This is a genomic window from Gordonia hongkongensis (assembly GCF_023078355.1).
Taxonomy (GTDB): domain Bacteria; phylum Actinomycetota; class Actinomycetes; order Mycobacteriales; family Mycobacteriaceae; genus Gordonia; species Gordonia hongkongensis.
On record NZ_CP095552.1, the window covers coordinates 5,242,369 to 5,266,611 of the forward strand.

Consider the following 24,243-nt stretch of genomic DNA (forward strand, 5'->3'; position numbering starts at 1 on the left):
CACGACATCACGGAGAACCCATGCCCATCCTTGTCGCTTTCGCCCACACCCCCGAAGGTCGAGCGGCCTTCGAACACGGCCGGCGCCTCGCGCGCAACGAGAGCTCTCAACTGATCGTCTTCGACATGGAGACCCCCGCTGTCGACGACGACGGTGGCATTCCCGAGCCCGACTTCGCCCCTGTCGAGAATGCCGGCAACAACACCGCGATTCGCTGGCTCGGCCATCGTCGCGAGGATTCCGATCCGGCCGCCGAACTCATCGACGTCTCAGAAGAACTGGCCGCCGATCTCATCGTCGTCGGCCTGCGCCGTCGGTCACGGGTCGGGAAACTCCTGCTCGGCTCGAACGCACAGCGCATCCTCATCGACGCCGAGGTCCCGGTACTGGCAGTGAAGGCAGCCCATCATGACGACTGACAATGCGGCGGCACAGCCCGTCGGCACGACGCTCGACGACGGACACGGATCGGACCCCGCGCGCCGACCGCTCACCGGACGAAGCGGTCTGGTCGTCGCGGGCCTCATGCTCGCACTTGCCGTCTACCTGACCGCGGGCATCATCGGGATGGACATCCCGGGCAGCGCAGCGACTCCCGGACCCGCGTTCTTCCCAATCATCCTGACGATCTGCGCGTACGTGATCGCCGGACTGCTGACCGTGCAGACCCTGCGTCACCCCGACGAGCCCGACCCCGACATCGTGCCGCCCGCGACCGGTCAGTGGCGAACGCAGAGTGATTGGCGTGCACTGGGTCTCGTCCTGGCCGGGCTCATCGCCTTCACCGCGCTGCTGGTTCCGCTCGGTTGGATTCTGTCCGCCGCGCTGCTCTTCTGGATCGTCGCCTATGCCATGGGTTCCACCCGTCCGGTCCTCGACATCGCGGTGTCGCTCGTCGTCTCCTGTGCGGTGCAGGCGTTCTTCTCGGCGGGTCTCGGGCTGAACCTCCCCGCCGGCATCCTGGGAGGTCTGTTCTGATGGACAACGTCTCACTCCTGTTGGAAGGTTTCTCCCAGGCGCTCACCCCGATGAACCTGCTCTGGGTCTTCATCGGCGCGCTGCTCGGCACCGCAGTGGGTGTGCTCCCGGGCCTCGGTTCGGCGATGGCCGTCGCACTGCTGCTGCCGGTGACCTTCACCCTCGACCCCACCGCCGCGTTCATCATGTTCGCCGGCGTGTACTTCGGCGGCCTGTTCGGTGACTCGACCATGGGCATCCTGATGAACACGCCTGGTGGGTCCACCGCCATCGCAACATCATTCGAGGGTCATCGGATGGCCAAACGCGGGCGGGCCGCCCAGGCCCTCGCCACCGCCGCGGTCGGCGCCTTCATCGGCGGCATGATCGCGACGACCATCGTCGTGTTCTTCGCACCCAAGCTCGCCGATCTCGCCATCCAGTTCGGTCCCGCCGAATACTTCGCCCTCGCCGTCTTCGCCTTCATCGCGATTGCCTCGGTGGTCTCCGACTCCGTCATCAAGGGTCTGACCGGACTCCTCATCGGGCTGATCCTTGCGGTCGTCGGGATCGACGGGATCTCGGGCACCCAGCGCTTCACGATGGGGGCGCCGGAGTTGTTCGACGGCATCAGCATCATCGTCATCACCGTCGGCACCCTGGCCCTGGGCGAGGTCCTCTACGTCGCCTCTCGCATCCATCGCACACGTGCGCCGGACGCCGACGCCGTCATCGGACGGCCCTTCCTCAAGCGCGCCGAGTTCCGCGAGGCGCTCCCGGCGTGGTTGCGCGGCACCGGTTTCGGCGTCCCCTTTGGCGTCATCCCGGTCGGCGGCGCAGAGGTGCCGACGTTCCTCGCCTACGGAACCGAGCGTCGTCTCGACCGCAAACGACCCGACCCCCAGTTCGGCCACGGCGCCATCCGCGGTGTCGCCGGTCCGGAGGCGGCGGGCAACGCGACGTCGGGCACCGCGATGGGAGCCCTGCTCGCGATGGGTCTGCCCACCTCCGCCACGGCGGCGATCATGCTGGCCGCATTCCAGCAGTACGGCCTGCAGCCCGGCCCCCTGCTCTTCGAACGCAACGCCGATCTCGTCTGGACGCTCATCGCCAGCCTGTTCATCGGCCTGGTCATGCTGCTGATCCTCAACATGCCGTTCGCCGCCATCTGGGCGAAACTGCTGCTGATCCCCAGGCACTACCTCTACGCGGGGATCGCGGTGTTCTGCGTGCTCGGTGTCTACGCGACCTCGGCCGCGATCACCGACCTCATCCTGGTCATCGCCATCGCCTTCGTCGGATATCTGCTGCGACGCTATGGTTTCCCGCTCGCCCCCGTCATGATCGGCGTCGTCCTCGGCCCCCTTGCCGAGACCAGCCTGCGCAACGCGATGATGTCGAGCGGCGGCGATCCGAGTGTGCTGGTGGGCAGCGCGATCACCTGGGTCCTCTACGGAGTCCTGGCCGTCGTCGTCCTGTTCACCGCGTTCCGCCGCCTGCGGATGCGAACGCGTCAGGACACCTGATGCGACCGCAGTTCGTCCCGCGCTTCTCGCCCGCCCTCACCGAAAGTCAGCCGCCGACGCCCATGCGCACCACCACCGACCGCGCACTCATTCGCTCCCGCTTCCTCGCCGTCGACGTCGCGAACGTCGCCGACGTCCTCGACGACCTGGGCCACCGTGATCAGGCGCTCGCCACCGACATCAGGTGTGTGGCCGGACGCGAACGGCTGGCCGGGTGGGCGTTCACCATCTCGGGCGCGATGAGCGCCGCCCCGGGACGGGACCCGCTGAAAGCGCAGGCGTGCAGCCAGATCGGCCCGGACGAGGTCTCCGTGTGGCAGGGGAACGGCCGGGGCGTCTGTTACTTCGGTGAACTCGTCGCGATCGGCATGATGCAGCGGGGCTCCGTCGGCGCAGTGGTCGACGGCGGTGTGCGCGACAAGAGATGGCTCCACGAGATCGGTTTCACGACGTTCTCCTGCTATCCGACCTCGGTGCAGACCAGCGGCCGTTGGCGCGTCGAGACGTGGCAGCAACCCGTCACCATGCCGGGCGCATCCGGGCAACCGGTCGTCATCGAGCCCGGCGACTTCGTCCTCGGCGACGACGACGGTGTCATCGTCATCCCCGCCGGGATCGCCGACGTCGTGCTCGAGGCAGCGGAGACCATGACGGAGAAGGAGATCGACGTCCGTGCCGCCATCCGCAACGGCATGACCCTCGCCGACGCGATGGCGGAGTTCGGACGGTTCTGATCCCGCACTCTGCGGCGTCACCTCCGCCCCACGGTCACTTCTTCGCGAGAGCCGCCCGGTAACCGAGGAACCCGACGTAACCGGCCAGCCCGGCCAGGCCCAGCCGGCGGGTCCGCGGCGACACCAGTGCGAGGCCAATAGCGGTCTCGCAGGCACCGTTGCGGTAGGTCCAGGTGGTGGTGTCGTCGGGGAATACCGGCTCGGTGATAGGGCCGAAGATCTCGGGCTTGATGAAGTGCGCAACCCCGGTGGCGGCCAGTCCCCCGCCCAGCAGCGAAACAGCGTCGAGTGATCCCTTGCGAGTTGCCATCAGAGTGTTCCCCTTCGTCGTCGTCGACTCTCCCCGGTGATCGTAGGCGTCGTTCCATTCCGGTTCGACGTCGACGGGCCGCTATCTCGCCGTCGGGACGGTGAGCCCGCGAGCTGCCTCGTCGAGATCGCCGGTGTCGCCGTACTCGTACGCGCGGCGCCCGGCGATGAAGACGTACGCCATGAACAGCGTCCACGCCGTCACACCGATCCCGATCCGGGCCCAGGTCGGCAGCGGGGACGGCGTGACGAACGCTTCGATGACCCCGCACAGCAGCAGCACGACGACCAGACCCAGCGCGACACCGACCGCTGCCCGGCCCTCCTCCCCGAGAGCCGTTGCACGCGTTCGGTTCCCCGGGGCCACCCAGGCCCAGAAGATCCGCAGGCCCACGCCCGCGGCGACGAACAGGCAGGTCAGCTCGAGCATGCCGTGCGGCAGGATCAGTCCGAAGAACAGGTCACCACGACCGTGCCGGATCATGATCGACGCCACGACCACCAGATTGAGGATATTCGTGTAGAGCATCCAGATCACGGGGAACCCGAAGACCCCCAACGCGATACACAGCGCGGCCAGCCAGAAGTTGTTGGTCCACACGCGAGCGGCGAACGACGTCGCCTCGTATTCGCTGTAGTAGTTCTCGAAGTCGTTGGTGACGAGACGCTCAATCTCCGCGGGCGATGCGAACGAACTCTCGATCCGCGGGTGGGCCAGCACCCACCACGTCATGATCACGGCCGCGCCGAGGGACCCGCCCATCACCGAGAGCCACCACCAGCGCATCCGGTACAGGGCCGCGGGGAACGATCGGGTGAAGAACTCGATCACCGTCGCCGGCGTGCTGACCCGGGTTCCGGTTGCGCGACCGCGGGCGCGGGCCAGGAGGCCCGACAGGTATGCCACCAGCGAGGCATCGGGCGCCGTCGAGCGGATGACCGACAGGTGGGTGGCCACCCGCTGGTAGGTGTCGATCATCTCGTCGGCCTCGGCGCCGGTGAGTCGGCGGCGCCGCGAGAGCGCATCGAGCCGCTCCCACGTCGCGCGGTGCGCGGACACATAGGCGTCGAGATCCACTCGGCCAGCGTATCGGGCATTCTCACCTCCGCGGCACGTGTCATTCAGCGGACGTCGGGGCTGTGAGTTCCCGATGCGCTGTCGACGAATTGCGTCGTAGGGTGAGGCGTGATGTCTCGTCCATTGCCGCCTCGGCCCCCCGCGGGCCCGGGCGCACCCGTCGCCGGCCGGCCCGGTCCGGTCGCATGGGGCGCGGGCGCCACGACGACGGTCGGAGTTGGACGCAACGACCTCGTCTCCGGCGAGGCGGTCGCTCTCGCACTCCCGCCGGCGAACCTCGGCTACCGGATTCTCTCCGGCATCATCGACGTCCTGCTGGGGTTCGGACTGTGGTTGTTCCTGTGGTGGATGTCGTTCAAGGTCGCCGGCGAGGCGAGCGAGGCGTGGCGGGGAACCATCAACACCCTGATCCCGATCGTCGCCGTCGTCGCACTCCCGACGCTGCTGGAGACCGTGACCCCGGGGAAGACCGTGGGACACCTCGTCCTGGGCCTCCGAACAGTCCGCGATGACGCGGGCCCGACCGGGTTCCGCCACTCCCTGACCCGAGCACTAGTCGGCTTCGTCGAACTGTATGCGTGCCTGGGACTCCCAGCGCTGATCTCGGCGGCGATCTCGCGCAAGAGCAAGCGCCTGGGCGACCTGCTCGCCGGGACCTACGTCATCCGCGACCGCCACCGGCTCGTCGAGCAGGCACCCATCGAGATGCCACCCGGCCTGCACTCGTGGGCCGTGTCCGCCGACATGGCCGCCCTCCCCGACCCACTCGCGGTGATCATCCGCCAGTTCCTCAACGGCCGCCACGGCATGAAGCCCGAGCCGAGAGCCCATGCCGCCCGGAGGATCGTGTTCGACGTCGCGCCGTTCGTCGCACCCGCTCCCCCGCCCGGCGCCCCGTTCGAAGACGTGTTGTCGGCGATCATGGCCGAGCGTCGCCGCCGGGACACCGAACGGCTCGCGCGCGAAGCCGTACTGCGCCAACGTCTCCTGCGCTGATCTGTGCTGCGACCCGCCGAGGCGGCGCGGCGCACCCGAATCCCGGTTACTCTGCTACGGGTGACGTTGCCCACCCTGCTTGCGAAGGACACGAGATCGATCGGCGGCCGACGGCTTCTCGCCGCAGTCGTCGGAGTCGCGTTGACCTTCACCACGGTGCTGACCGTGCAGGCTCCCGCCAGGGCGGGAGGTCCAGGGCCGGATTCGGCGGCCGGTGTTCACGTGGTCCCGCGCATCGTCGACTCCGAAACCGTAACGGATCCGATCGTCGCACTCCCCCAGGCGGGTTCGACGCTCCGCGTGCGATACAGCTCGACGTCCATTCACGGTCTCCCGACGGAGATGACCGGCACGCTGCTCACACCGTCGACGCCGCCGCCCGCCGGGGGTTGGCCGCTCGCCGTCTGGAATCACATGACGGTCGGCGCCGCGGACCGGTGCGCGCCGTCGCGAGCCCGGGCCGGTCATTCCGAACTGCCCCGCATGACGTCAGGTGACGGCATCGTCGGCCGGTTGCTCGACGCCGGATTCGCCGTCACACGGCCCGACTTCGAGGGCATCGGCGGGCCCGGGCCGCACCCGTACCTCATCAGCGACTCGCTGGCGCGATCGACGGTCGACATGGCGCTGGCCGTCGCGGATCACGACCGACGGATCGGCCGCGACGTCGTCGTGGCCGGGCATTCCGAGGGCGCCGTCGCCGCCTTGGCCGCGGCGGCGCGGCCGTCATCGGAATGGGGTGACCTCCGACTACGCGCGGTGTCGGCACTCGCGCCGCCGACACAGGTGGCCGCGCTCCTCGACGGGGCGTCCTACGTCCCGTTGTCCGGTCCCGCGATCAACGAACTGATGGGATTGGCCGCCCTCATCGGATATGGCGCGGCCGCAGCCGATCCCGAGTTCGACGAGCTGATGTCCAACGGCGGGCTCAGCGCGACGGCGAGGAGGCTCCGTCCGCAGGTCGAGACCCGCTGCTACGCCGACCTGACCTCACCGGACTCGTTCGGCGGCCTCGCACCGGCCCAGCTCCTGGGACCGCGCGGCGACGAGATGAAGGTCGCATTGTTGAAAGTGCTGCGCGACAACGACGTCGACCGTCTGCGTTTTGATCGGGGGCTACCGGTCCGCATCGACTCGGGCACCGTCGACACCGTGTCGCCGCAACCGCTGGTGTCCGGTCTGGTGCAGACCTATCGGCGCGCCGGGGTGCGCGTCACGTACTCCGACCGGTTCACCGGGCATGCGGGCGTGGCCACCGACCGCGCGAACGCTGCCACGATCGCGGCGTGGCTCATCGCGCAGGTTTGAGAACGTTCGACGACACCCAGACTTCAACTCGACCGCCAGACCTCGATCGAGGTCTTGCGGTCGAGTTGAGGTCTGCAGGTGACCTTTTTCGGCGGTCGCGACCAGTGGACTGCGGCCGGACTTTCGAGAGTCTTACGTCAGATCGGTCGAGCTCTTCCCCAACACGCGCCGGGCGATGATCAGCTGCTGGATCTGCTGGGTTCCCTCGAAGATGTCAAGGATCTTCGAGTCACGCGCCCACTTCTCCACCAGTGACGTCTCGGAATAGCCTGCCGTCGCACCGATCTCGACGGTCTTGTTGGTGATGTCGGTGACGGTCCGACCGGCCTTCGCCTTCGACATCGATGCCTCGGTCGAGTTGGGCTGCTTGTTGTCTGCCATCCACGCCGCCCGCACCGTGTGCAACCACGAGGCCTCCCAATCGGATTCGAGGCGGATGAACTCGGCGACGGTGGCGTGCTGCGACGACGCGGGACGGTCGTAGTCGATCTCGTGACCCGCTTCCTCCAGCATCCGACGCAGCTCCTCCAGGGAGGCGCGACCGAGCCCGATGGCCATCGCGGCGACCACCGGACGGGTGTTGTCGAAGGTCTGCATGACCCCGCCGAAGGCCTTCTTGGTGTCGATCTCCGGCGAGCCGAGCAGGTTCTCGGCGGGGACCCGCGCGTTCTCGAACCGGATGACCGCCGTGTCGGAGGCCTTGATGCCCAGCTTGTGCTCGAGGCGGGCCACGGTGACGCCCTCGGTGGTCATCGGCACGACGAAACTCTTGATGGCCGCGCGTCCGACGCTCTTGTCGATGGTCGCCCACACGACGACGTGGTCGGCGCGCGATCCCGCGGTCACGAAGATCTTCTCCCCGTTCAGGATGTAGTCGTCGCCGTCGAGGGTCGCGGTCGTCGACACTGCCGCCGAGTCCGAGCCGAAGCTCGGCTCGGTGATGGCCATCGCCGCCCATACGTCGCCGAAACGTTCGAGCTGCTCGGGGTTCGCCACGGCCGCGATCGCGGCATTGCCCAGGCCCTGACCGGGAATGGAGAGCAGCAGGCCCACGTCGCCCCAGCTCATCTCCAGAGCCGACAGGAGCCCGCGCATGTTCGCGCCGTTCACCGACGGAGCGTCGGAGGCGGACTTCTCGGCGTCGGCGGACTTCTCGGCGTCGGCGGACTTCTCCGTGGAGCGACTCTGCTTGGCGAGCTTCGCCAGTTCGTCGAGTTCGACCGGGTACTCGTGCTCGGCCTGGTCGTACTTCCGCGAGATCGGCCGGAAGAGGTGCTCGGCAGCCATGTGGGTGCGCTCGACCGTCGAATCGAACTTCTTCGGGAGCTCCAGGTTGATCGCCATGGCAGTACCTTACTGCGCAGTAAGTTCGTTGCCAAGTCCCGGTTCGTGACCGAAGCCGAATAATGTGGACCGGTGGCGTACGACGAGGAACTGGCCTACCGCATCCGTGCTCTGCTGGCGACCGAGTGCGGCCTCGACGAGAAGCGCATGTTCGGCGGGCTGGCCTTTCTGATCAACGGCAACATGGCCGTCGCCGCCAGCGGCAAGGGCGGGATCATGGTGCGCGTCGCACCCGAGGAGACCGAGAGCCTCCTCGAGTACCCGCACACCCGGCCGATGGTGATGTCGGAACGCGAGCTCCGGGGATGGCTACGCGTCGACGACGCCGGCATAGCCACCGACCGCCAGCTCTCCCGCTGGATTGCAATCGGTTCGAACTACGCGCGGAAGTTGCCGCCGAAGTAGATGGCAACCGCTCCGCCCTCTGACCTGGGAGAACCGCACCCCATTGCTCCCTGAGGAGCGCCCGGAGCTTGCGGAGGGCGCGTAACGAAGGGTCTGCCAGGCATCTCACCAGGACCCTTCGTGACGCTCGCAAGCTCGCTCCTCAGGGAGCGGGGGTGTTACGCCCGAGCCCCGCGGGGAACAGAGGGGGTCACGACCCAACCACGCGGGGAGCAGAGCAGAGGGGGTCACGACCCAGCCACGCGGGGAGCATGAGTACGGCCCTCTCGGATCAAAGAGCAGAGAGGTGCCGTCAGGGAACGATGTTCACCATCCGACCGGGCACCACGATGACCTTGCGGGGTTCGGCGCCGTCGAGGAGCGCGACGATCTTCTCGTCGGCGAGCGCGGCGGCACGCAGGGTCTCTTCGTCGGCGTCGGCCGGGACGGTGATCCGACTGCGGACCTTGCCCTTGACCTGAACCGGGATCTCGACGGTGTCCTCGACCAGCCACTCCTCATCGGCGACCGGGAATGCGGTCCGCACCACCAGGGTCTCCCGACCCAGCCGATGCCACAGCTCCTCGGCGATGTGCGGCGCCAGGGGAGCCAGCATGATCACCAGCGCCTCGACGGCCTCCCGCGGGGCGCCGGTCTTCTCGAAGTTCTTGGTGAGGTGGTTGGTCAGCACCGTGAGCTTGGCGACCGCCGTGTTGTTGCGCAACGCGTCGTAGTCCTCGCGGACGCCGGCGATGGTCTTGTGCAGCAACCGTTTCGTGTCGTCGTCGAGCTCGGTGTCGGCGACCCGGAGCGCACCGGACTCCTCGTCGACGACGAGTCGCCAGATGCGCTGCAGGAATCGCTGCGACCCCACCACGTCCTTGGTGGCCCACGGCCGCGACTGGTCGAGCGGACCCATGAACATCTCGTAGACGCGCAGCGTATCGGCACCGTAGTCACGGCAGATGTCGTCGGGCGCCACCGAGTTCTTGAGGGACTTGCCCATCTTGCCGTACTCCCGGCGAACCTTCTCACCGTTGTAGAAGAACTCGCCGTTCTCTTCGGTGACCTCTTCGGCGGGCACATAGATGCCGCGCGAATCGGTGTAGGCGTACGCCTGGATCATGCCCTGGTTGAACAGCTTTCGGTACGGTTCGCGACTCGTGACGTATCCGAGGTCGAAGAGGACCTTGTGCCAGAACCGCGAATACAGCAGGTGCAGCACCGCGTGCTCGACACCACCGATGTAGAGGTCGAGGCCACCCGGGTCGTTCTCGCCGTGCAGTGCCGGCCGGGGCCCCATCCAGTACGCCTCGTTCTCCTTGGCGCACAGGGTTTCCGAGTTGGTGGGGTCGATGTAGCGCAGCTGGTACCACGAACTGCCCGCCCACTGGGGCATGACGTTGGCGTCCCGGGTGTAGGTCTGCACGCCGTCGCCCAGGTCGAGTTCCACCGTCATCCACTCGGTGGCCTTCGCCAGCGGAGGCGACGGCTCGCTGTCCGCGTCGTCGGGGTCGAAGGACACCGGCGCATAGTCGTCGACCTCTGGAAGCTCCACCGGCAGCATCGATTCCGGCAGCGCGTGGGGTTGGCCGGCGGCGTCGTAGACGATCGGGAAGGGTTCGCCCCAGTAACGCTGACGGGCGAACAGCCAGTCGCGAAGCTTGTATTGGATTCTCCCGGTGCCCACCCCGTCGGCCTCGAGACGTTCGACGATCGCCGCCTTCGCGTCCTCGACATTGTGACCGTCGAGGAACCCGGAGTTCACCAGGGGTCCGTCGCCCACGTACGCCTCGGTGGCGATGTCGGTGTCGGAGCCGATCACCTCGCGGATCGGCAGTCCGAACACCGTCGCGAACTCATGGTCGCGGGCGTCGTGGGCCGGGACCGCCATGATCGCGCCGGTGCCGTAGCCCATGAGGACGTAGTCGGCGACGAAGACCGGAACCTGCTCTCCGTTCACGGGATTGACGGCGAAGCTGCCGGTGAAGACACCCGTCTTCTCCTTGTTCTCCTGGCGCTCGAGGTCGGACTTCGCGGCGATCGACGCGCGGTACTCCGCGATCGCGGCCGCGGGGTCGGCCCCGCCGCGGGTCCAGCGATCATCGGTGCCCTCGGGCCATGCTCCGGTGATGAGGTCGCCGACGAGCGGATGCTCGGGCGCGAGAACCATGTAGGTGGCGCCGAACAGGGTGTCGGGACGGGTGGTGAACACCTCGATGCCGCCGACGCCGGGCACGTCGAAGCGAACCTGGGCACCGCGCGAGCGTCCGATCCAGTTGCGCTGCATGGTCTTGACCTTGTCCGGCCAGTCCAGCAGATCCAGGTCGTCGAGCAACCGGTCGGAGTACGCGGTGATCCGCATCATCCACTGCCGCAGATGCTTCCGGAACACCGGGAAGTTGCCGCGGTCACTGCGGCCGTCGGCGGTGACCTCCTCGTTGGCCAGCACGGTGCCCAGTCCTGGGCACCAGTTCACCAGCGAATCACTCAGGTACACCAGGCGATGGTCGTCGAGGATCTCGGTGCGCTCGGCAGGGGAGAGGTCGGCCCAGCTGCGCCCCTCATGCTTCCCACCTAATGCTCGTGCACCCGAGGCGAATTCGTCGACCAGCTCGGAGATGCGCCGAGCCTTGCCCTGGTCGGTGTCGTACCAGGCGTTGTAGATCTGCAGGAAGATCCACTGGGTCCACCGGTAGAAGTCCACGTCCGTGGTGGCCACCCGACGGCGCTCGTCGTGGCCCAGCCCGAGCCGTCGGATCTGGCCCAGGTAGCGCTCGATGTTCTGCTCGGTGGTGGTGCGCGGATGGGTGCCGGTCTGCACCGCGTATTGCTCGGCGGGCAGGCCGAACGAGTCGAAGCCCATCGTGTGCAGCACGTTCTTGCCGGTCATCCGCTGGTAGCGCGCGAAGACATCGCTTGCGATGAAGCCGAGCGGGTGGCCGACATGCAGGCCCGCGCCGGACGGGTAGGGGAACATGTCCTGCACAAAGAGCTTGTCGGCGGCGTCGGCGTCCCCGCCACCGAAGTCGGACAGGTCACCGGCGAGCGGCCCGACGGGATTCGGCGCCTCGTAGGCGTGCTCGTCGGACCAGGTCTGCTGCCAGCGCTGCTCGATCTCGCCGGCGACCGCCGCCGTGTAGCGGTGGGCGGTCGTGCCGGCGGTGTCGCCGCTCGTCTTCTCGGCTGAAGTCACGCGACCAGGGTAAATCCTGTCCGTCGCCGCCCCCAATCCGGTCGCCTCCGCCGTAGGCGGCACCGGCTCGTCAGATACCGATTCACCTCGGTACGACGCACGGTCGTATGCTGTGGGTCGTGAATGCCGTGTCCGTCGCCGTTGCCGTACTGCTCTTCGTGCTGGCCGGACTCTGGGCGGTGGTAGGAATCCGCGGACTCCGCGGCACCCTCCCGCGCAATCGTTGGATCGGCGTTCGCTCCGCGGAGACCATGCGATCCGACGAGGCTTTCCGCGTCGCCAACCGCATCGCCGGACCGGGCACCCTCGGCGCGTCGGTGATCCTCACGCTGGGGGCCATCGCGACCCTTGCTGTCCCGGGCGGGTGGGCACTGGCCTTCGGACTCGTCGCGCTGGTGGCCGCGCTCGTGGTGGTCGGACTGGTCAGCGGCATCGGGGTACGCGCCGCTGCAGCCGTACCCGCCGACGACGAGGGCTGTTCCTGCTGTTCCGGCGGCGACGCCCACAGCCATGCTGCCGACGAGAACCCCTCGGACCCGGCGGCCGACTGCGGCACCAGCAGCTGCGGTGCCTGCTCGTTGCGCGGCGTCTGCGCAGGCGACTCGGCCCAGGCCTGAGCCGGCCGGCGTCGTCTCACACCACTGATCTCGGGGGCACATCCATGCGTACTCTCAAGAATCTCCTTGATCGTTCTCCGATCGACGGCTTCATCCTGGCCATCTGCATCGCCGTCGCGGTGGCCGCATTCCTGCCGGTTCGCGGCGCGGCGGCGGAGGCACTCGACTGGGTGGTGATCGTCGCGATCGCCGCACTGTTCTTCCTCTACGGCACGCGACTGCATCCACGCGAGGCGCTCGAAGGTCTCCGGCACTGGCGGCTGCACGTCACGATCCTCGCGTTCACGTTCATCGTGTTCCCGATCGTCGGGCTCGCGCTCAAACCGGTCGTCGAGCCGCTGATCGGCGAGGACCTCTATGCCGGACTGCTCTTTCTATGCCTGGTCCCGTCGACGGTGCAGTCATCGATCGCTTTCACCTCGATGGCCAGAGGCAACATCGCCGGGGCGATCGTCAGCGCATCCACGTCGAACATCCTCGGCGTCTTCCTGACCCCGCTGCTGGTGGTCGCGCTGATGCAGAACGCCGGCGACATCAGCATCGACGCGACGTCGGTCCTGAAGATCGTCGCGCAGATCCTGGTGCCGTTCCTGCTCGGGCAGCTCGCCCGCCGGTGGGTCGGCCCGTTCTTCACCCGGCACGCGAAGATCACCAAGCTCGCCGACCGCGGCGCCATCGTGCTCGTCGTCTACGTCGCGTTCAGCGAGGGCGTCGTCCAGGGCATCTGGTCGTCGGTGGAGGTGGGTCAGGTGATCGCCGTGACCATCATCTCGCTGCTGCTCGTCATCGTGATGCTCGCGATCACCGGCTGGCTCCCGAAGCGGCTCGGCTTCGACCGCGCCGACACGATCGCCATCCAGTTCTGCGGCACCAAGAAGAGCCTGGCCACCGGCCTGCCCATGGCGACCGTCCTGTTCACCGGCACCACCGTCGGCCTCATCGTGCTGCCGCTGATGATCTTCCACCAGATCCAACTCATGATCTGTTCGTGGCTGGCGACCCGGTACGGACGCGAGGCGGACGACGCCGAAGCGGCCGGGGCGCCCACTCCGGCTCCCTGAGGAGCAAGGGGGTCCCGACTTTCGGATCACCGAGCGAAGGGCGGTTATCCGGTTGTTTCGGGTTGAGGGACAGAGGTTGTCTGATCAGCCGACAGGCCGACCCACCGGGGTCGACAACGGTAGGTTCACGAAGCTCGGCCGGTTCGGGTCGAGCTGGATGTGTTGCGGCCGGAGCCCGGACTCGTTCAGCAGCGGACGCAACGGCAGACCGCGCGGGAAGTTCATCGCGAACACGTCGATCCGCAGGCGGTGGCCCGGTTTGATGAGTGCCTCGGTCGGCAGCAGGCCGATGTCGACACTCACCGGGCGGCCCGGCACGACGCGCTGGCGTGACGCCAGCGTGAGCTCGTAGAACGGATCGATCACGTCGCCGTTGGGCGCGAACTGCGACCTCGCGTCGTCGTATCCGCGCAACGACGCCATCACCTGACCGGAGGTCAGGACCTTCGACGTCCCGTCGGGGGCGACGTCGTTCAGGGTGGCGGTCCAGTATCCGTCGGTGGCGTCGAGCACGGTGTTCAACCGCACGTTGGCGTACCCGGACACGCTGCGCGTCGTGGTCATCGGGGGAGTGGTGAACGTCAACGCCGCACGCTCGGAGATGCGTGCGTCGAGAGCACAGAACGGGAAGATCGCGAGGGCACCGGCCAGTTGCTGTGCAGCGTCGCGTGAACACATCGGTGCCAGACCGGGCGCGATGGTCATCCGGGCGCGGGATGCGGGAGCGGCCGGGGTCAGGCTGCCATCACGGACCGCATGTGCCGCGGTACCGGTGCGCCGGTCGCTGAGGTAGAGCCGCTGGCGTTCCATCCCGGCGCGCGGGAACTGCTGCGCGGTGATCCACGAGTCGCCGACCTGCTTGAGGTTGACGGGCCCGTAGGCGTCGACACCGTTGTCGATTCCCTTGAGCCACTTGTCGAACCACGCCTTCTGCAATACGTCCAACCGGGGTGGGGTGTTGCGCCTGCCCTCCTGGCCGCCGCCGATCGTCAGGTGATAGCCGTCGCCCATGATGAGTTGCTTCTGGCCCGGCGGCAGCGGGATCTTGTTGTACATCCGGACTTCACTGTTGGTGAAGAGGTCGAACCAGCCGCCGTAGATGAACGTCGGCGTGGTGATGCGGTCGGCGTGGTCGAGCCACGACGATCTCGGCTCGGAATTGTTGTCCAGCAACGCCTTCAGGTTCGGCGGCACCGACGAGATGTCGGGGGTGAGCAGAGCGGCGAACAGCTGTGGGTAGAAGGTGAACGGGTCGGAGATCCGGTCCGCCAACCACTTCCAGTCGAAGGTGCCGTTCAGCATCGACGCGACGTTCGGGATCATCTTGGTGGTGTTGACCAGCGTCAGCCACAGCGGGAGGAAGCCGACACCCAGAGCGCCGCCAGGCGCGACGATGTCGCGGATGAGGTCTCCGCCCGGCTCGACCGGGAAGATCGCCTTGAGTGCCTTCGGGTTCTTGTTCGCGGCCTGGATCTGGTTGATCGCCGAGTACGACACACCCGACATCCCGACCTTGCCGTTGGACCATCGCTGCTTCGACGCCCAGTCGATGACCTCGATGGTGTCGCGCTGTTCCCGCGACTGGAAGACGTCCCAGACTCCCTGCGAGAAACCGGTGCCGCGCACATCGACAACGACCTGCGTGTAACCGCTGCGCACCAGATCGAAGTCGACGAGGAAGGTCTTCGCGCCGCCGTCGCGGATGGTGTGCGCGATGTCGTTGATGCCGTCGATCGGCGTGCCGGACAGGTTGATCGACCGCGCGATCTGCAGCAGGTAGGGCTCGAGCACCGGGTTCTGCATCACCGCGGAACCGACGGTGGTGATGAGCTTGGTGTAGGGCGTCATGTTGACGATGACCGGCGTCTTCGTCGACGTGGGACGCTCGCGAGCGTCGGCCGGGCGGTACACGTTGGCCCGGAGAACCGTGCCGTCACTCATCCGGATCGGCACATCCCAGGTGACGTTGACGCCGGCATAGGGTTGCGGGCCGTCGTGGCTCGCCGCCCATCGCGCCCCGTCGGCGCCGCCGGTGGGTCCGACCGGGGCAGCGCCCGCCACGGCGATGGGCGCCACCAGCGCGACCACCGCGAGGATCACCCCGACCAGAACCCGCGCACTCTTCGACCCGCTCATGCACACCCCCGCATGTCATGCGCTGGAGCAATCCACGGTTTGTCCAGCGAAAAATTGATCAAGCGTCCACAACCTAACACCCCGCGGGTGACGTGGATCACCGGGTATCTCAGGCAACGCTCAGCATCACCGTCCGGACGGACGGACTCAGTTCACGCTGAGATCGATCGGGTGGGTCGCGAGGAGAGGTTTCGGCCAGGCCTGCCTGCGCAGGACGTCGAACCACACGTCCGACGCCGGCGGCGCAAGCAGGTCGCGGGGGAGTGCCGAGGCGACCATCCAGCTGAACTGGTCGAGTTCGTCGTCGAGTTGCCCGATGCCCCATCCGCTGTAGCCCGCGAAGATCCGGACACCCTCGAGGACCTCGGCGAGGGGCTCGGGGTCGGCGTCGAGATCGACCAGGACGACCCGGCCGTCGACCGGACGCAGGGCGGGCACGTCGTCGATGTCGGTGCCGGGTTTCACCACCCCCAGGCACAGCGCCGCCTCCTGGTTCACCGGCCCGCCCACATAGAGGGCGCGCGGCGAGGCTGCGATGTCGGTCCACTGCGGCAGGAGGTTGTGCACGGCGGTCTGGCTCATCCGGTTGAGGATGACCCCGAGACTGCCCGACTCGTTGTGCTCGATGACGTAGATGACGGTTCGGGCGAAGGTGGGTTCGATGAGATCGGTCGAGGCGATCAGCGCGGTGCCCGGGCGCACCCGCGGCGTGGGGTCGGCATCCCAGGGGACGCCGGGCATACGCGCACCACCACCGCTGTCCGCCGAGTGTTCTCCGGGGCGGGATTCCGGTGTGGGATCGTCTGCGTCTTCACCTCCGGCCACCCGACCATCATCGCACGTCCGTGGCCGACGACGTCCATCGTCAGCTCGGTAGGCTGGATCGGTGAACAGCACCCAGGTGACCCGTGACCAACGCGGGTGGTCGGTGTTCGTCCACTCCCTCCGTTCCTCGCCGGGACTAGGCCGGTTGTTGTCGGTCCGGTTGTCCAGTCAGATCACCGACGGGATCTTCCAGGCCGCGCTGGTCGGCAGCATCCTGTTCAACCCCGAGCGCCATGCGGATCCGCTCGCGGTGGCCGGTGGCCTCGCGGTGCTGCTGCTGCCGTATTCGCTCATCGGCCCGTTCGCGGGCGCGTTGCTCGACCACTGGGATCGACGCAACGTCCTCCTGTACGCGAACCTGCTGCGCGGGCTGATTATCGGGCTCGTCGCACTGGCCGTCGCCTCCGGCGCACCCGATGTCGTGGTGCTGATCTCCGCCCTCGCCGCGACGGGTGCGAGCCGGTTCGTGGCGGCCGGACTGTCGGCCGGACTGCCGCACGTCGCGCGGCGTGAGGTGCTGGTCGCCACCAATGCGTTGTTCACCACGTTGGGCGGCGCGATGCTCACGGTCGGTCTCGGCATCACCCTGGGACTCCGCGCGATCTTCGGCGACGACAACGTGGGCAGTGCCCTCACGATGGTCGCCGGGATCGTGCTGGCCGTCGTCTCCGGCGGGCTGGCGCATCGGTTCCGACCGCTGCAACTCGGTCCCGACGAGCCCGACGACCCGGGTCGTTCGGCCGTGCACGCGGTCTCGGTCGGACTCTGGCACGGTGCGCGCGCCGTCGTCCACCACAAGACCGTGGCCGCCGCGTTGTCGGCTATCGGGGCCCACCGGCTGGTGTTCGGGATGAACACGCTGATGATCCTGGTGCTGACGCGCCAGATGGGTCCCGGCGACGGGGTCGACCGCGTCAGCGTGGTCATCGGTTTCACCGGCGCGGGGGCGCTTCTCGCCGCGGTCATCACGCCGATCGCGGTGGCACGGGTGGGCCGGTACGTGACGCTGCTCGTCGCGCTGGCCGTCGGGGCGGTCGCCGAGATGTCCGTGCTCAGCTTCGACTTCGCGGTGATCTGCGGGTCGGCGTTCGTACTCGGACTCATCGGGCAGATCGCCAAGTTGTGTGGCGACGTGGCGATGCAGGTCGATGTCGACGACGCCGTGCGCGGACAGGTGTTCTCGGTGCAGGACGCGGTGTTCAACATCGCCTACGTGGGTGCGGTGACCGTCGCGGCGCTCGCAATCCCCGACGACGGCCGGGCGGTCGGGCTCGTCGTGCTCGGGGTGGTGCTGTACCTGCTCGGAATGCTCGTGGTGCGCCTCCTGCATCCGCGTGGGCACTGGTCCGCCGAGCCCACGACGGTGCGGCCCAGCGTCACCGACCCCGCCGCGTGAACCGCGGGTCCCGGTTGTCATAGGCGGCGTCGGCCACGCCGTCCGCATCCAGGTCCACCAGCACCACATCGTGGCCGCCGTCCGCGTCGGAGTCGACGTAGAGTCGTTCGCCGACGATCCGGCCGCCCCGGTCGGCGCCGATGATCTCGGCATCGGGATCACCGTCGTCGTCGAGGTCGACCCGGGTGACCTGCGCTGCCGGGGGCTGCGGAGTCCGCTCGGGGACGTCGCGCCGCGGCAGTTGTTCGCCGGCGAGATCGGCTCGCGCGACGGGCCGGTCCCAGAGACCGGCACCGGAGTCGCGGTAGTAGGCGTCGGGCTCGCCGTCGTCATCGGTGTCGAGCGCGGCGACGTCGGCGACACCGTCGGCGTCGGTGTCCCACATCGCGTCATCACGACGACCGTCGCCGTCGAAGTCGAGCCGGATCGCGTCGAAGAGATCCGACCGCGGTTCCCCGAGCGCGAGGTCGGCGGCCCCGGACCAGCGCGTCGTCGGACCGTCGCCGGTCCCGAAGAAATACTCGATCGCCGGGTCCATGAGGTCTTGGACGCACCGGGGCCCAATCCGGTTCCCATCGATCGGTTCCCAGCGCCCGGGTTCCCGCTGTGCGGTTCCCGATGGGTGTGGACACCTCGACCACCCGGTAGGTTGTGGCCCATGTACGTCAGCGATCTCGGCGAGCAGTGGCATGCGGCCCGGCTCGAACCAGCCCTGGCACATCTCGACTCTGCTTCGGCGGGCCGCTCGTCGTACGCACTGATCGGCGCGATGACCGCGCACCTCTGGCGGGAGACCGAACGCGGGTCGTATGTCGCCGCCGACGACCGCGCCGAGGAGATCGCGCGCGACACAAGGAATCTCGCTGCCCTGATCGGACACACCGGCGACGAGGTGGTCTTCCGTGAGAGCGCCCGCGCCGCTCTGCGCGCCCTCCTCACCAACTGGAGCCTGCCCGTCACATCGACCGTGTGGGTGGCGAAGAACGAGTTCGGGCCCAACCTCGAGGAGTTCGAGCGCCGCGGGTACGCGGTACGGACCATGCCCGACGGGGACGTCTACGGTCACGTCGACACCGACGCGCTCGAGAACATGCTGCAGTTCGAGCAGCCCGACTTCATCCACGTCTGCCACATCGGCTCGATGTCCGGTGTGGTGCAGCCGGTCACGCGGATCGTCGAACTCGCGCATCGGGCCGGTGTGCCCGTCGTGGTGGACATGGCGCAGTCGGTCGGTCACGTCCCCACCGTCACCGGTGCCGACGTCGTCTACGGCACCAGCCGCAAGTGGCTCACCGGCCCGCGTGGCGTCGGGTTCGTCGCGGTGCGTCGAGACTCGTTGCGGCCGGTACGAATCGACGGTTCCGAGGCATTCATCGCCGGTCGCCTCGGACTCGGTGTCGCGGTCCGCGAGTTGCTCGAGATCGGCCAGCAGCGCGTCTTCCGCGAACTCGCGAAGATCGGCCGGGTCACCCGCGAACGACTCCACGGCATCGCGAGCTGGGAGGTCCTCGAACCGCTCGACGAGCCGTCGGCGATCATCACCCTCGCACCACCGCCCGGATGGCAGTTCGACGACGTCGCCGCGGCCCGCGACAAACTGCTGTCACTCGGTGTCCTGGTCACCGCCGCGGACACCTGGCGCGCACCGCTGGCGACCGAGCATCCGGTGCTCCGGATCAGCCCGCACCTCGACGTACGCCGGTCCGAACTCGACCGCGTCGCAGACACATTGCGCACGATGGGTTACTGACGCCGAGCAAGCTCACCCGAGGACCTCGCCGAGGATCCGCTCGATCTCCGGCCGTGCCGCGTCGGCGTCGCCTCGCACGAGGCCGATCCGCGTGCGCCGGTGCAGGATGTCGTCGGCGTCGAGGGCACCTTCGTGCGTGATCGCGAACTCGATCTCGGCGCGGGTGACGTCGATGCCGGGGACGATCGGATCCAGGGGACCGGCGAGAACGGCGGCGTCCACCACCGCCGGCGCCTCCCCGCCGAACCGCTGCACGAGCGAAGCCGGCAGACCCTGCTCGCGCGAGTTCCGTAGGGCTCCGACCAGCGGGGTCGTGGTCGTGACACAGTCCCCGGCGGTGAGGTCGGTGGTCGCGAGGGCGGCGTCGACGGCGTCTTGCGCCATGCGCCGGTAGGTGGTGAGCTTGCCGCCGAGGACGCTGACGAGACCGTCGCCGCGGACGCCGACGTGGTGCTGCCGCGAGACGTCGGCGAGGGCGTCGGAGTCGCGACCGCCGCGGGTGTCGACCAACGGTCGCAGACCCGCGAACGTGCCGATGATGTCCGAGCGATCCAACGGTCGTGCGAGAGCGGGATTCACGGCGTCGAGCAGAAAGTCGATCTCCGACTCGTCCGGCATCGGGACGTCGGGGATCGGCCCCGGCGCCGCGACATCGGTGAGGCCGACGTAGACGCGCCCCAGCTGCGCGGGGATCACGAAGACGAACCGCGACACCGAGGTGCCCAGCGGCGTCATCAGCGCGGCGTCGGGGAATCCCAACCGCGCCGCGTCGACGACGAGATGCGTTCCGCGGCTGGGATGTACGGCGAGTGCATCATCGATGCCGCCGGACCAGACGCCGGTGGCGTTGACGACCATCCGCGCGCCGACGTCGAAGCTCTCACCGGTCAACTGATCGGTGAGGGTGGCCCCGCGGCCGTCCAGGCGCTCCGCCCGCACCCGGGTGCAGACGGATGCGCCGTAGCCGGCCGCCGTCCGCGCGAGGGCGACGACGAACCGAGCGTCGTCGACGAGTTGACCGTCGGAGGTGGAGATACCGCCGCGCAGACCGTGGGGCGACACCGCCGGGAAGCGGGCGAGGGTCTCCAGGGCCGACACCCGGGCCGGCGGGGGCAGGAGCGAGTCGGGGGTACCAGCGTTGCGTCGGAGCACATCTCCCGCGCGCAGGCCCAATCGGATGATCGAGGTTTGCCTGCCACCGCGGTCGGGGATGATCTGGCGGAGGGGAGCGATCAGATGCGGAGCGATGGCGGTCATCAGATGATGACGTTCGACGGCACTTTCGCGCGCGATCCGCAGATCACCCCTGGCCAGGTAACGGAGACCACCGTGAACGAGTTTGCTGCTCCAGCGCGAGGTTCCGGCCGCGAGGTCGTCCTTCTCGACGAGCGCGACGCGCAGGCCACGGGTCGCGGCGTCGAGCGCCACCCCGGCGCCGGTCACACCGCCGCCGATGACCAGCAGATCCAGGGGATCGCCGGACGTCAGACGGTCGAGCGCACGACGACGGGTGTCGGCGGACAGGGTCGCCATCAGAGTCGCACCGCGGGACCGGCGCTCACGACGTCATCCGTCGACGCCCGCGCCGGCCGGACGCAGATACCCGGCCAGCATCTCGTGCAACTCGGTGCTCCAGCCCTCGGCGATGATGTCGGAGACCAGTGCCCCGGACTGGAGGAACGACTGCGCGATCAGCAGCACCATCGCCGCCATCCGTTTGGCGTCACCCGCCCGGACGTGGCGCCGTTCCTGGGCCTGCGACAGCATGTCCGAGAGAATCGCGAGCGCCCCTTGCTGACTCGTACCGAGACGCTCGAAGACGTACGGCGCCATGAAGTCTCGCTGCTCGCGCCACAGCGAGGCGATCAGTTCGTCGTCGCGGAGCGCGCCGACGACCGCGACCACCCGATCGACCAGCGCATCCAGATCGGCGGGTTCGCCTCGTCCGCCGATCGCGTCCTCGACGACTCCCAGGACCTCGCGGGTCAACAGCCCGCGGATGATCTCGTTGATGTCGGGCCACCGGCGGTACACCGTCGGTCGACTGACACCTGCTTGTCGGGCCACCTCGGAGACAGTCACCTTGCGTCCGCCGCTACGCAGCAGACAGCTCCGTGCCGCATCCAGAACGAGATCCCCGATCTCCTCGTTACGGATTGCCATGATGTGTAACACTGTAACGGATCACTTGAACGGCGGGGGGCCGACTCATATGACTATCGAACACGCCACACTCGTGGCCACTCCGTACGCACGGCACGGAACGGGCCTGCGCGTCGCCCACGACGCCGCAGAACTGCTGCGTGCCCGCGGCGTGGAGGTGGAGATCATCGTGGGCGAGGACATCGCCGACGCCGCCGATCTCGCCGGCAAGGCTGCCCGGGGGGACACCGACGTCCTCGTCGTCGTGGGGGGCGACGGCACGGTGCGTCTGACGGTGGAGGCCACGATCGGGTCGGGCAAGCCGCTGGCCGTCGTCCCGGCCGGGAGCGGGAACGACTTCGCCCGCAACCTCGGCATCCCACTGGATCCGGCCGACGCCGTCGAGGTCATCCTGGCCGGCCACCGGCGACCCATCGACCTCGGCCGGGTCAGCTTCCCGGACGGGCAGACCGCGCTGTTCAGCACGGTCGCCGCCACCGGGTTCGACGCCGCGGTCACCGCGCGGGCCATCGACATGCGCCGGCCGCGCGGACAGTCCCGGTACACGATCGCGGCGCTCCTCGAACTACTCGCTCTGCGGTCGCGTCACTACCAGGTCCGCGTCGACGACCAGGCCGTCGAATCCGACCTCATCTTCGCCGCGATCGGCAACACCACGTCGTACGGCGGTGGCATGAAGATCACGCCGCAGGCGTCGATCACCGACGGCCGGCTCGACGTGACCCTCGCGCTCAACCCACCGCGGCTGGCACGTTGGACGATTGCGCGCGTCTTCCCGAAGGTGTTCTCGGGCAAGCACATCGACAGTCCGAACGTCCGGACCATGCGCGGCGCGGAGGTCGAGCTGTACTGCGATCCGCCGGCCCTCGTGTCGGTCGACGGTGACCTCGTCGGCGAGCTGCCGGCGGTCTTCGAGGCGGTACCGCACGCGATCGAGGTGTTCGCGCCGGCGAGCTGAAACGCCCGGGGCGTCTCGCAGTCCTCACTGACCGCTGCGCGCCGCCCACCATTCGCGAAGGGCATCCTCGGCTTCGTCGCGGCTGAGCGGTCCACGGTCCAGGCGTAGCTCCTTCAGATGACGCCACGCCTGTCCGACGATCGGACCGGGCGGCACGCCGAGGAGTTCCATGATCGCGTTGCCGTCGAGGTCGGGCCGGACCTTCTCGAGATCCTCGGCCGCCTGTAGGTCGGCGATCCGCTGCTCGAGACTGTCGTAGTTCTGCTGCAGCCGCCGGGCGCGCCGCTTGTTGCGGGTGGTGCAGTCGGCGCGCACCAGCTTGTTCAGCTTGTCGAGTAGGGGACCGGCATCGGTGACGTACCGGCGGACGGCCGAGTCGGTCCACGCGCCGTCTCCGTAACCGTGGAAGCGCAGGTGCAGGAAGACCAGCTGCGCCACGTCGGACACCACCGCCTTCGGATACTTGAGTGCCCGCATCCGTTTGCGCACCATCTTCGCGCCCACGACCTCGTGGTGATGAAAGCTGACGCCACCCCCCGGTTCGTGCCGCCGCGTCGCGGGTTTGCCGATGTCGTGCAACAGGGCCGCCCAGCGCAGCACCAGGTCCGGATCGCCGTCCTCGAGATCGATGGCCTGGCGGAGCACGGTCAGGGAGTGCTGATAGACGTCCTTGTGCTGGTGGTGCTCGTCGATGGTGAGCTTCATGCCGGGCACCTCGGGCAGCACCCGCTCGGCCAGACCGGTCTCGACCATGGCGTCGATCGCCTCGATCGGGAACTCGCCGCAGATCAGTTTGTCCAGCTCGGTGCGGATGCGTTCGACGGTGATGCGTTCGATCTCACCGTTCATGTCGGTAATCGCCTGCCACACGCGCGGCGCGAGCCGGAATCCCAGCTGGGAGACGAACCGGACGGCGCGCAGCATCCGGAGCGGGTCGTCGCCGAAGGACTGTGCAGGCGTGGCGGGGGTGTCGATGACCCCGGCCAGCAGGGCGGTCATCCCGTCGAGCGGGTCCCGGAAGTCCTGGGCGCCCGCCGAGCCGATCCGGACCGCCATCGCGTTGACGGTGAAGTCCCGTCGGATCAGGTCGTCGTCGAGGGTCTTGCCGAAGGTGACCTCGGGATTGCGGCTGACCTGGTCATACGAGTCCGCGCGGAACGTCGTGATCTCGATCAGGTGGTCGCCCTTGCGGACCCCGACCGTGCCGAACTCGATGCCGACGTCCCAGAACGCGTCGGCCCAGCCGCGGAGGAGCTGCGACACCGTTTCCGGGCGCGCATCGGTCGTGAAGTCGAGGTCGTTGCCCAGACGCCCGAGAACCGCGTCGCGCACCGAGCCGCCCACCAGGTACAGCTCGTGGCCGGCGGTCTCGAACAGCTTGCCGAGGGGCACGAGGACGTCGTCGAGGTCGCGCAGTGCGATCGCCGCGGCGGCGAGCAGGCGGGTGCGCCGTTCCGGGTCCGCCGAGTGCACCTGGTCCGGCTGGGCTGCCCCATTCCGGAATG

Annotated in this window: 22 protein-coding genes; 12 read left to right on the forward strand and 10 right to left on the reverse strand. The window is 68.3% G+C overall.

Features of this window, described 5'->3' with window-relative positions; translation table 11 throughout:
* Nucleotides 1-20 precede the first annotated feature (20 nt).
* Genes MVF96_RS23610 through MVF96_RS23625 form a run of 4 tightly spaced genes read left to right on the forward strand, consistent with a single transcriptional unit; the run spans nt 21 to nt 3,217 of the window.
* The gene (locus tag MVF96_RS23610; protein WP_137809167.1) at nt 21-419 is read left to right on the forward strand and encodes a universal stress protein; all 399 of its coding nucleotides are present in this window, start codon (nt 21-23) and stop codon (nt 417-419) included.
* Nucleotides 409-978 carry a tripartite tricarboxylate transporter TctB family protein gene (locus tag MVF96_RS23615; RefSeq protein WP_159371744.1) on the forward strand — a complete coding sequence of 190 codons (570 nt, stop codon included), beginning with the start codon at nt 409-411 and terminating at the stop codon, nt 976-978. The genes MVF96_RS23610 and MVF96_RS23615 overlap by 11 nt, the downstream gene beginning before the upstream one ends.
* Entirely contained in the window at nt 978-2,483 is a 1,506-nt protein-coding gene (locus MVF96_RS23620) for a tripartite tricarboxylate transporter permease (protein ID WP_247450690.1), read from the forward strand. Before MVF96_RS23615 ends, MVF96_RS23620 begins: the two co-directional genes overlap by 1 nt.
* Complete coding sequence (locus MVF96_RS23625) at nt 2,483-3,217, forward strand: RraA family protein (protein WP_238994977.1); 735 nt, start codon at nt 2,483-2,485, stop codon at nt 3,215-3,217. The genes MVF96_RS23620 and MVF96_RS23625 overlap by 1 nt, the downstream gene beginning before the upstream one ends.
* A 34-nt stretch (nt 3,218-3,251) precedes the next feature.
* Here MVF96_RS23625 and MVF96_RS23630 read toward each other — a convergent pair whose 3' ends face one another.
* Both MVF96_RS23630 and MVF96_RS23635 read right to left on the reverse strand, forming a co-directional pair.
* A complete protein-coding gene (locus MVF96_RS23630; protein ID WP_159371745.1) occupies nt 3,252-3,527 on the reverse strand; it encodes a hypothetical protein in 276 nt (91 codons plus the stop codon).
* Nucleotides 3,528-3,608: 81 nt separating this feature from the next.
* A complete protein-coding gene (locus tag MVF96_RS23635) occupies nt 3,609-4,604 on the reverse strand; it encodes a stage II sporulation protein M (protein WP_159371746.1) in 996 nt (331 codons plus the stop codon).
* 111 nt (nt 4,605-4,715) lie between these two features.
* Here MVF96_RS23635 and MVF96_RS23640 point away from each other — a divergent pair, with 111 nt between their 5' ends.
* Entirely contained in the window at nt 4,716-5,600 is an 885-nt protein-coding gene (locus MVF96_RS23640) for an RDD family protein (RefSeq protein WP_159371747.1), read from the forward strand.
* A gap of 60 nt (nt 5,601-5,660) precedes the next feature.
* Nucleotides 5,661-6,908, forward strand: coding sequence for a lipase family protein (locus MVF96_RS23645; RefSeq protein ID WP_238994978.1), 1,248 nt, complete (start codon nt 5,661-5,663; stop codon nt 6,906-6,908).
* A gap of 132 nt (nt 6,909-7,040) precedes the next feature.
* Here MVF96_RS23645 and MVF96_RS23650 read toward each other — a convergent pair whose 3' ends face one another.
* Nucleotides 7,041-8,252, reverse strand: coding sequence for an acyl-CoA dehydrogenase family protein (locus MVF96_RS23650; protein ID WP_159371748.1), 1,212 nt, complete (start codon nt 8,250-8,252; stop codon nt 7,041-7,043).
* A 72-nt stretch (nt 8,253-8,324) separates the two neighbouring features.
* Here MVF96_RS23650 and MVF96_RS23655 point away from each other — a divergent pair, with 72 nt between their 5' ends.
* Nucleotides 8,325-8,657: a TfoX/Sxy family protein gene (locus MVF96_RS23655; protein ID WP_065630869.1), complete on the forward strand. Its 333-nt coding sequence runs from the start codon at nt 8,325-8,327 to the stop codon at nt 8,655-8,657.
* A gap of 292 nt (nt 8,658-8,949) precedes the next feature.
* Here the strand turns inward: MVF96_RS23655 and leuS are convergent, their stop codons facing one another.
* Nucleotides 8,950-11,832, reverse strand: coding sequence for a leucine--tRNA ligase (gene leuS / locus MVF96_RS23660; protein WP_159371749.1), 2,883 nt, complete (start codon nt 11,830-11,832; stop codon nt 8,950-8,952).
* Nucleotides 11,833-11,939: 107 nt separating this feature from the next.
* On the opposite strand from leuS, the gene MVF96_RS23665 reads away from it, so the two are divergent.
* Together MVF96_RS23665 and MVF96_RS23670 are read left to right on the forward strand one after the other, a co-directional pair.
* Complete coding sequence (locus tag MVF96_RS23665; RefSeq protein WP_068970761.1) at nt 11,940-12,449, forward strand: SdpI family protein; 510 nt, start codon at nt 11,940-11,942, stop codon at nt 12,447-12,449.
* 44 nt (nt 12,450-12,493) lie between these two features.
* Complete coding sequence (locus MVF96_RS23670) at nt 12,494-13,510, forward strand: bile acid:sodium symporter family protein (RefSeq protein WP_068970760.1); 1,017 nt, start codon at nt 12,494-12,496, stop codon at nt 13,508-13,510.
* Nucleotides 13,511-13,594: 84 nt separating this feature from the next.
* Here MVF96_RS23670 and MVF96_RS23675 read toward each other — a convergent pair whose 3' ends face one another.
* Both MVF96_RS23675 and MVF96_RS23680 read right to left on the reverse strand, forming a co-directional pair.
* Complete coding sequence (locus MVF96_RS23675) at nt 13,595-15,646, reverse strand: CocE/NonD family hydrolase (RefSeq protein ID WP_247450691.1); 2,052 nt, start codon at nt 15,644-15,646, stop codon at nt 13,595-13,597.
* Between the two features lie 147 nt (nt 15,647-15,793).
* Nucleotides 15,794-16,387: a YqgE/AlgH family protein gene (locus tag MVF96_RS23680; RefSeq protein ID WP_065630864.1), complete on the reverse strand. Its 594-nt coding sequence runs from the start codon at nt 16,385-16,387 to the stop codon at nt 15,794-15,796.
* Nucleotides 16,388-16,532: 145 nt separating this feature from the next.
* On the opposite strand from MVF96_RS23680, the gene MVF96_RS23685 reads away from it, so the two are divergent.
* Nucleotides 16,533-17,867 carry an MFS transporter gene (locus MVF96_RS23685; RefSeq protein ID WP_065630863.1) on the forward strand — a complete coding sequence of 445 codons (1,335 nt, stop codon included), beginning with the start codon at nt 16,533-16,535 and terminating at the stop codon, nt 17,865-17,867.
* Here MVF96_RS23685 and MVF96_RS23690 read toward each other — a convergent pair.
* Nucleotides 17,848-18,405, reverse strand: coding sequence for a hypothetical protein (locus MVF96_RS23690; protein WP_065630862.1), 558 nt, complete (start codon nt 18,403-18,405; stop codon nt 17,848-17,850). The two genes, MVF96_RS23685 and MVF96_RS23690, sit on opposite strands and share 20 nt — an antisense overlap.
* Nucleotides 18,406-18,525: 120 nt before the next feature.
* On the opposite strand from MVF96_RS23690, the gene MVF96_RS23695 reads away from it, so the two are divergent.
* Nucleotides 18,526-19,617, forward strand: a complete 1,092-nt coding sequence (locus tag MVF96_RS23695) for an aminotransferase class V-fold PLP-dependent enzyme (protein ID WP_159371753.1) — start codon at nt 18,526-18,528, stop codon at nt 19,615-19,617.
* A gap of 12 nt (nt 19,618-19,629) precedes the next feature.
* On the opposite strand, the gene MVF96_RS23700 is transcribed toward MVF96_RS23695, so the two are convergent.
* Together MVF96_RS23700 and MVF96_RS23705 are read right to left on the reverse strand one after the other, a co-directional pair.
* Nucleotides 19,630-21,150: a glycerol-3-phosphate dehydrogenase/oxidase gene (locus tag MVF96_RS23700; RefSeq protein WP_065630860.1), complete on the reverse strand. Its 1,521-nt coding sequence runs from the start codon at nt 21,148-21,150 to the stop codon at nt 19,630-19,632.
* 33 nt (nt 21,151-21,183) lie between these two features.
* On the reverse strand, nt 21,184-21,780 hold the full coding sequence (locus MVF96_RS23705; protein ID WP_065630859.1) for a TetR/AcrR family transcriptional regulator: 597 nt from the start codon (nt 21,778-21,780) through the stop codon (nt 21,184-21,186).
* 49 nt (nt 21,781-21,829) lie between these two features.
* Here MVF96_RS23705 and MVF96_RS23710 point away from each other — a divergent pair, with 49 nt between their 5' ends.
* Nucleotides 21,830-22,738, forward strand: coding sequence for a diacylglycerol/lipid kinase family protein (locus MVF96_RS23710; protein WP_247450692.1), 909 nt, complete (start codon nt 21,830-21,832; stop codon nt 22,736-22,738).
* 24 nt (nt 22,739-22,762) lie between these two features.
* On the opposite strand, the gene MVF96_RS23715 is transcribed toward MVF96_RS23710, so the two are convergent.
* Complete coding sequence (locus MVF96_RS23715) at nt 22,763-24,211, reverse strand: CCA tRNA nucleotidyltransferase (RefSeq protein ID WP_058253767.1); 1,449 nt, start codon at nt 24,209-24,211, stop codon at nt 22,763-22,765.
* Between the last annotated feature and the right edge of the window lie 32 nt (nt 24,212-24,243).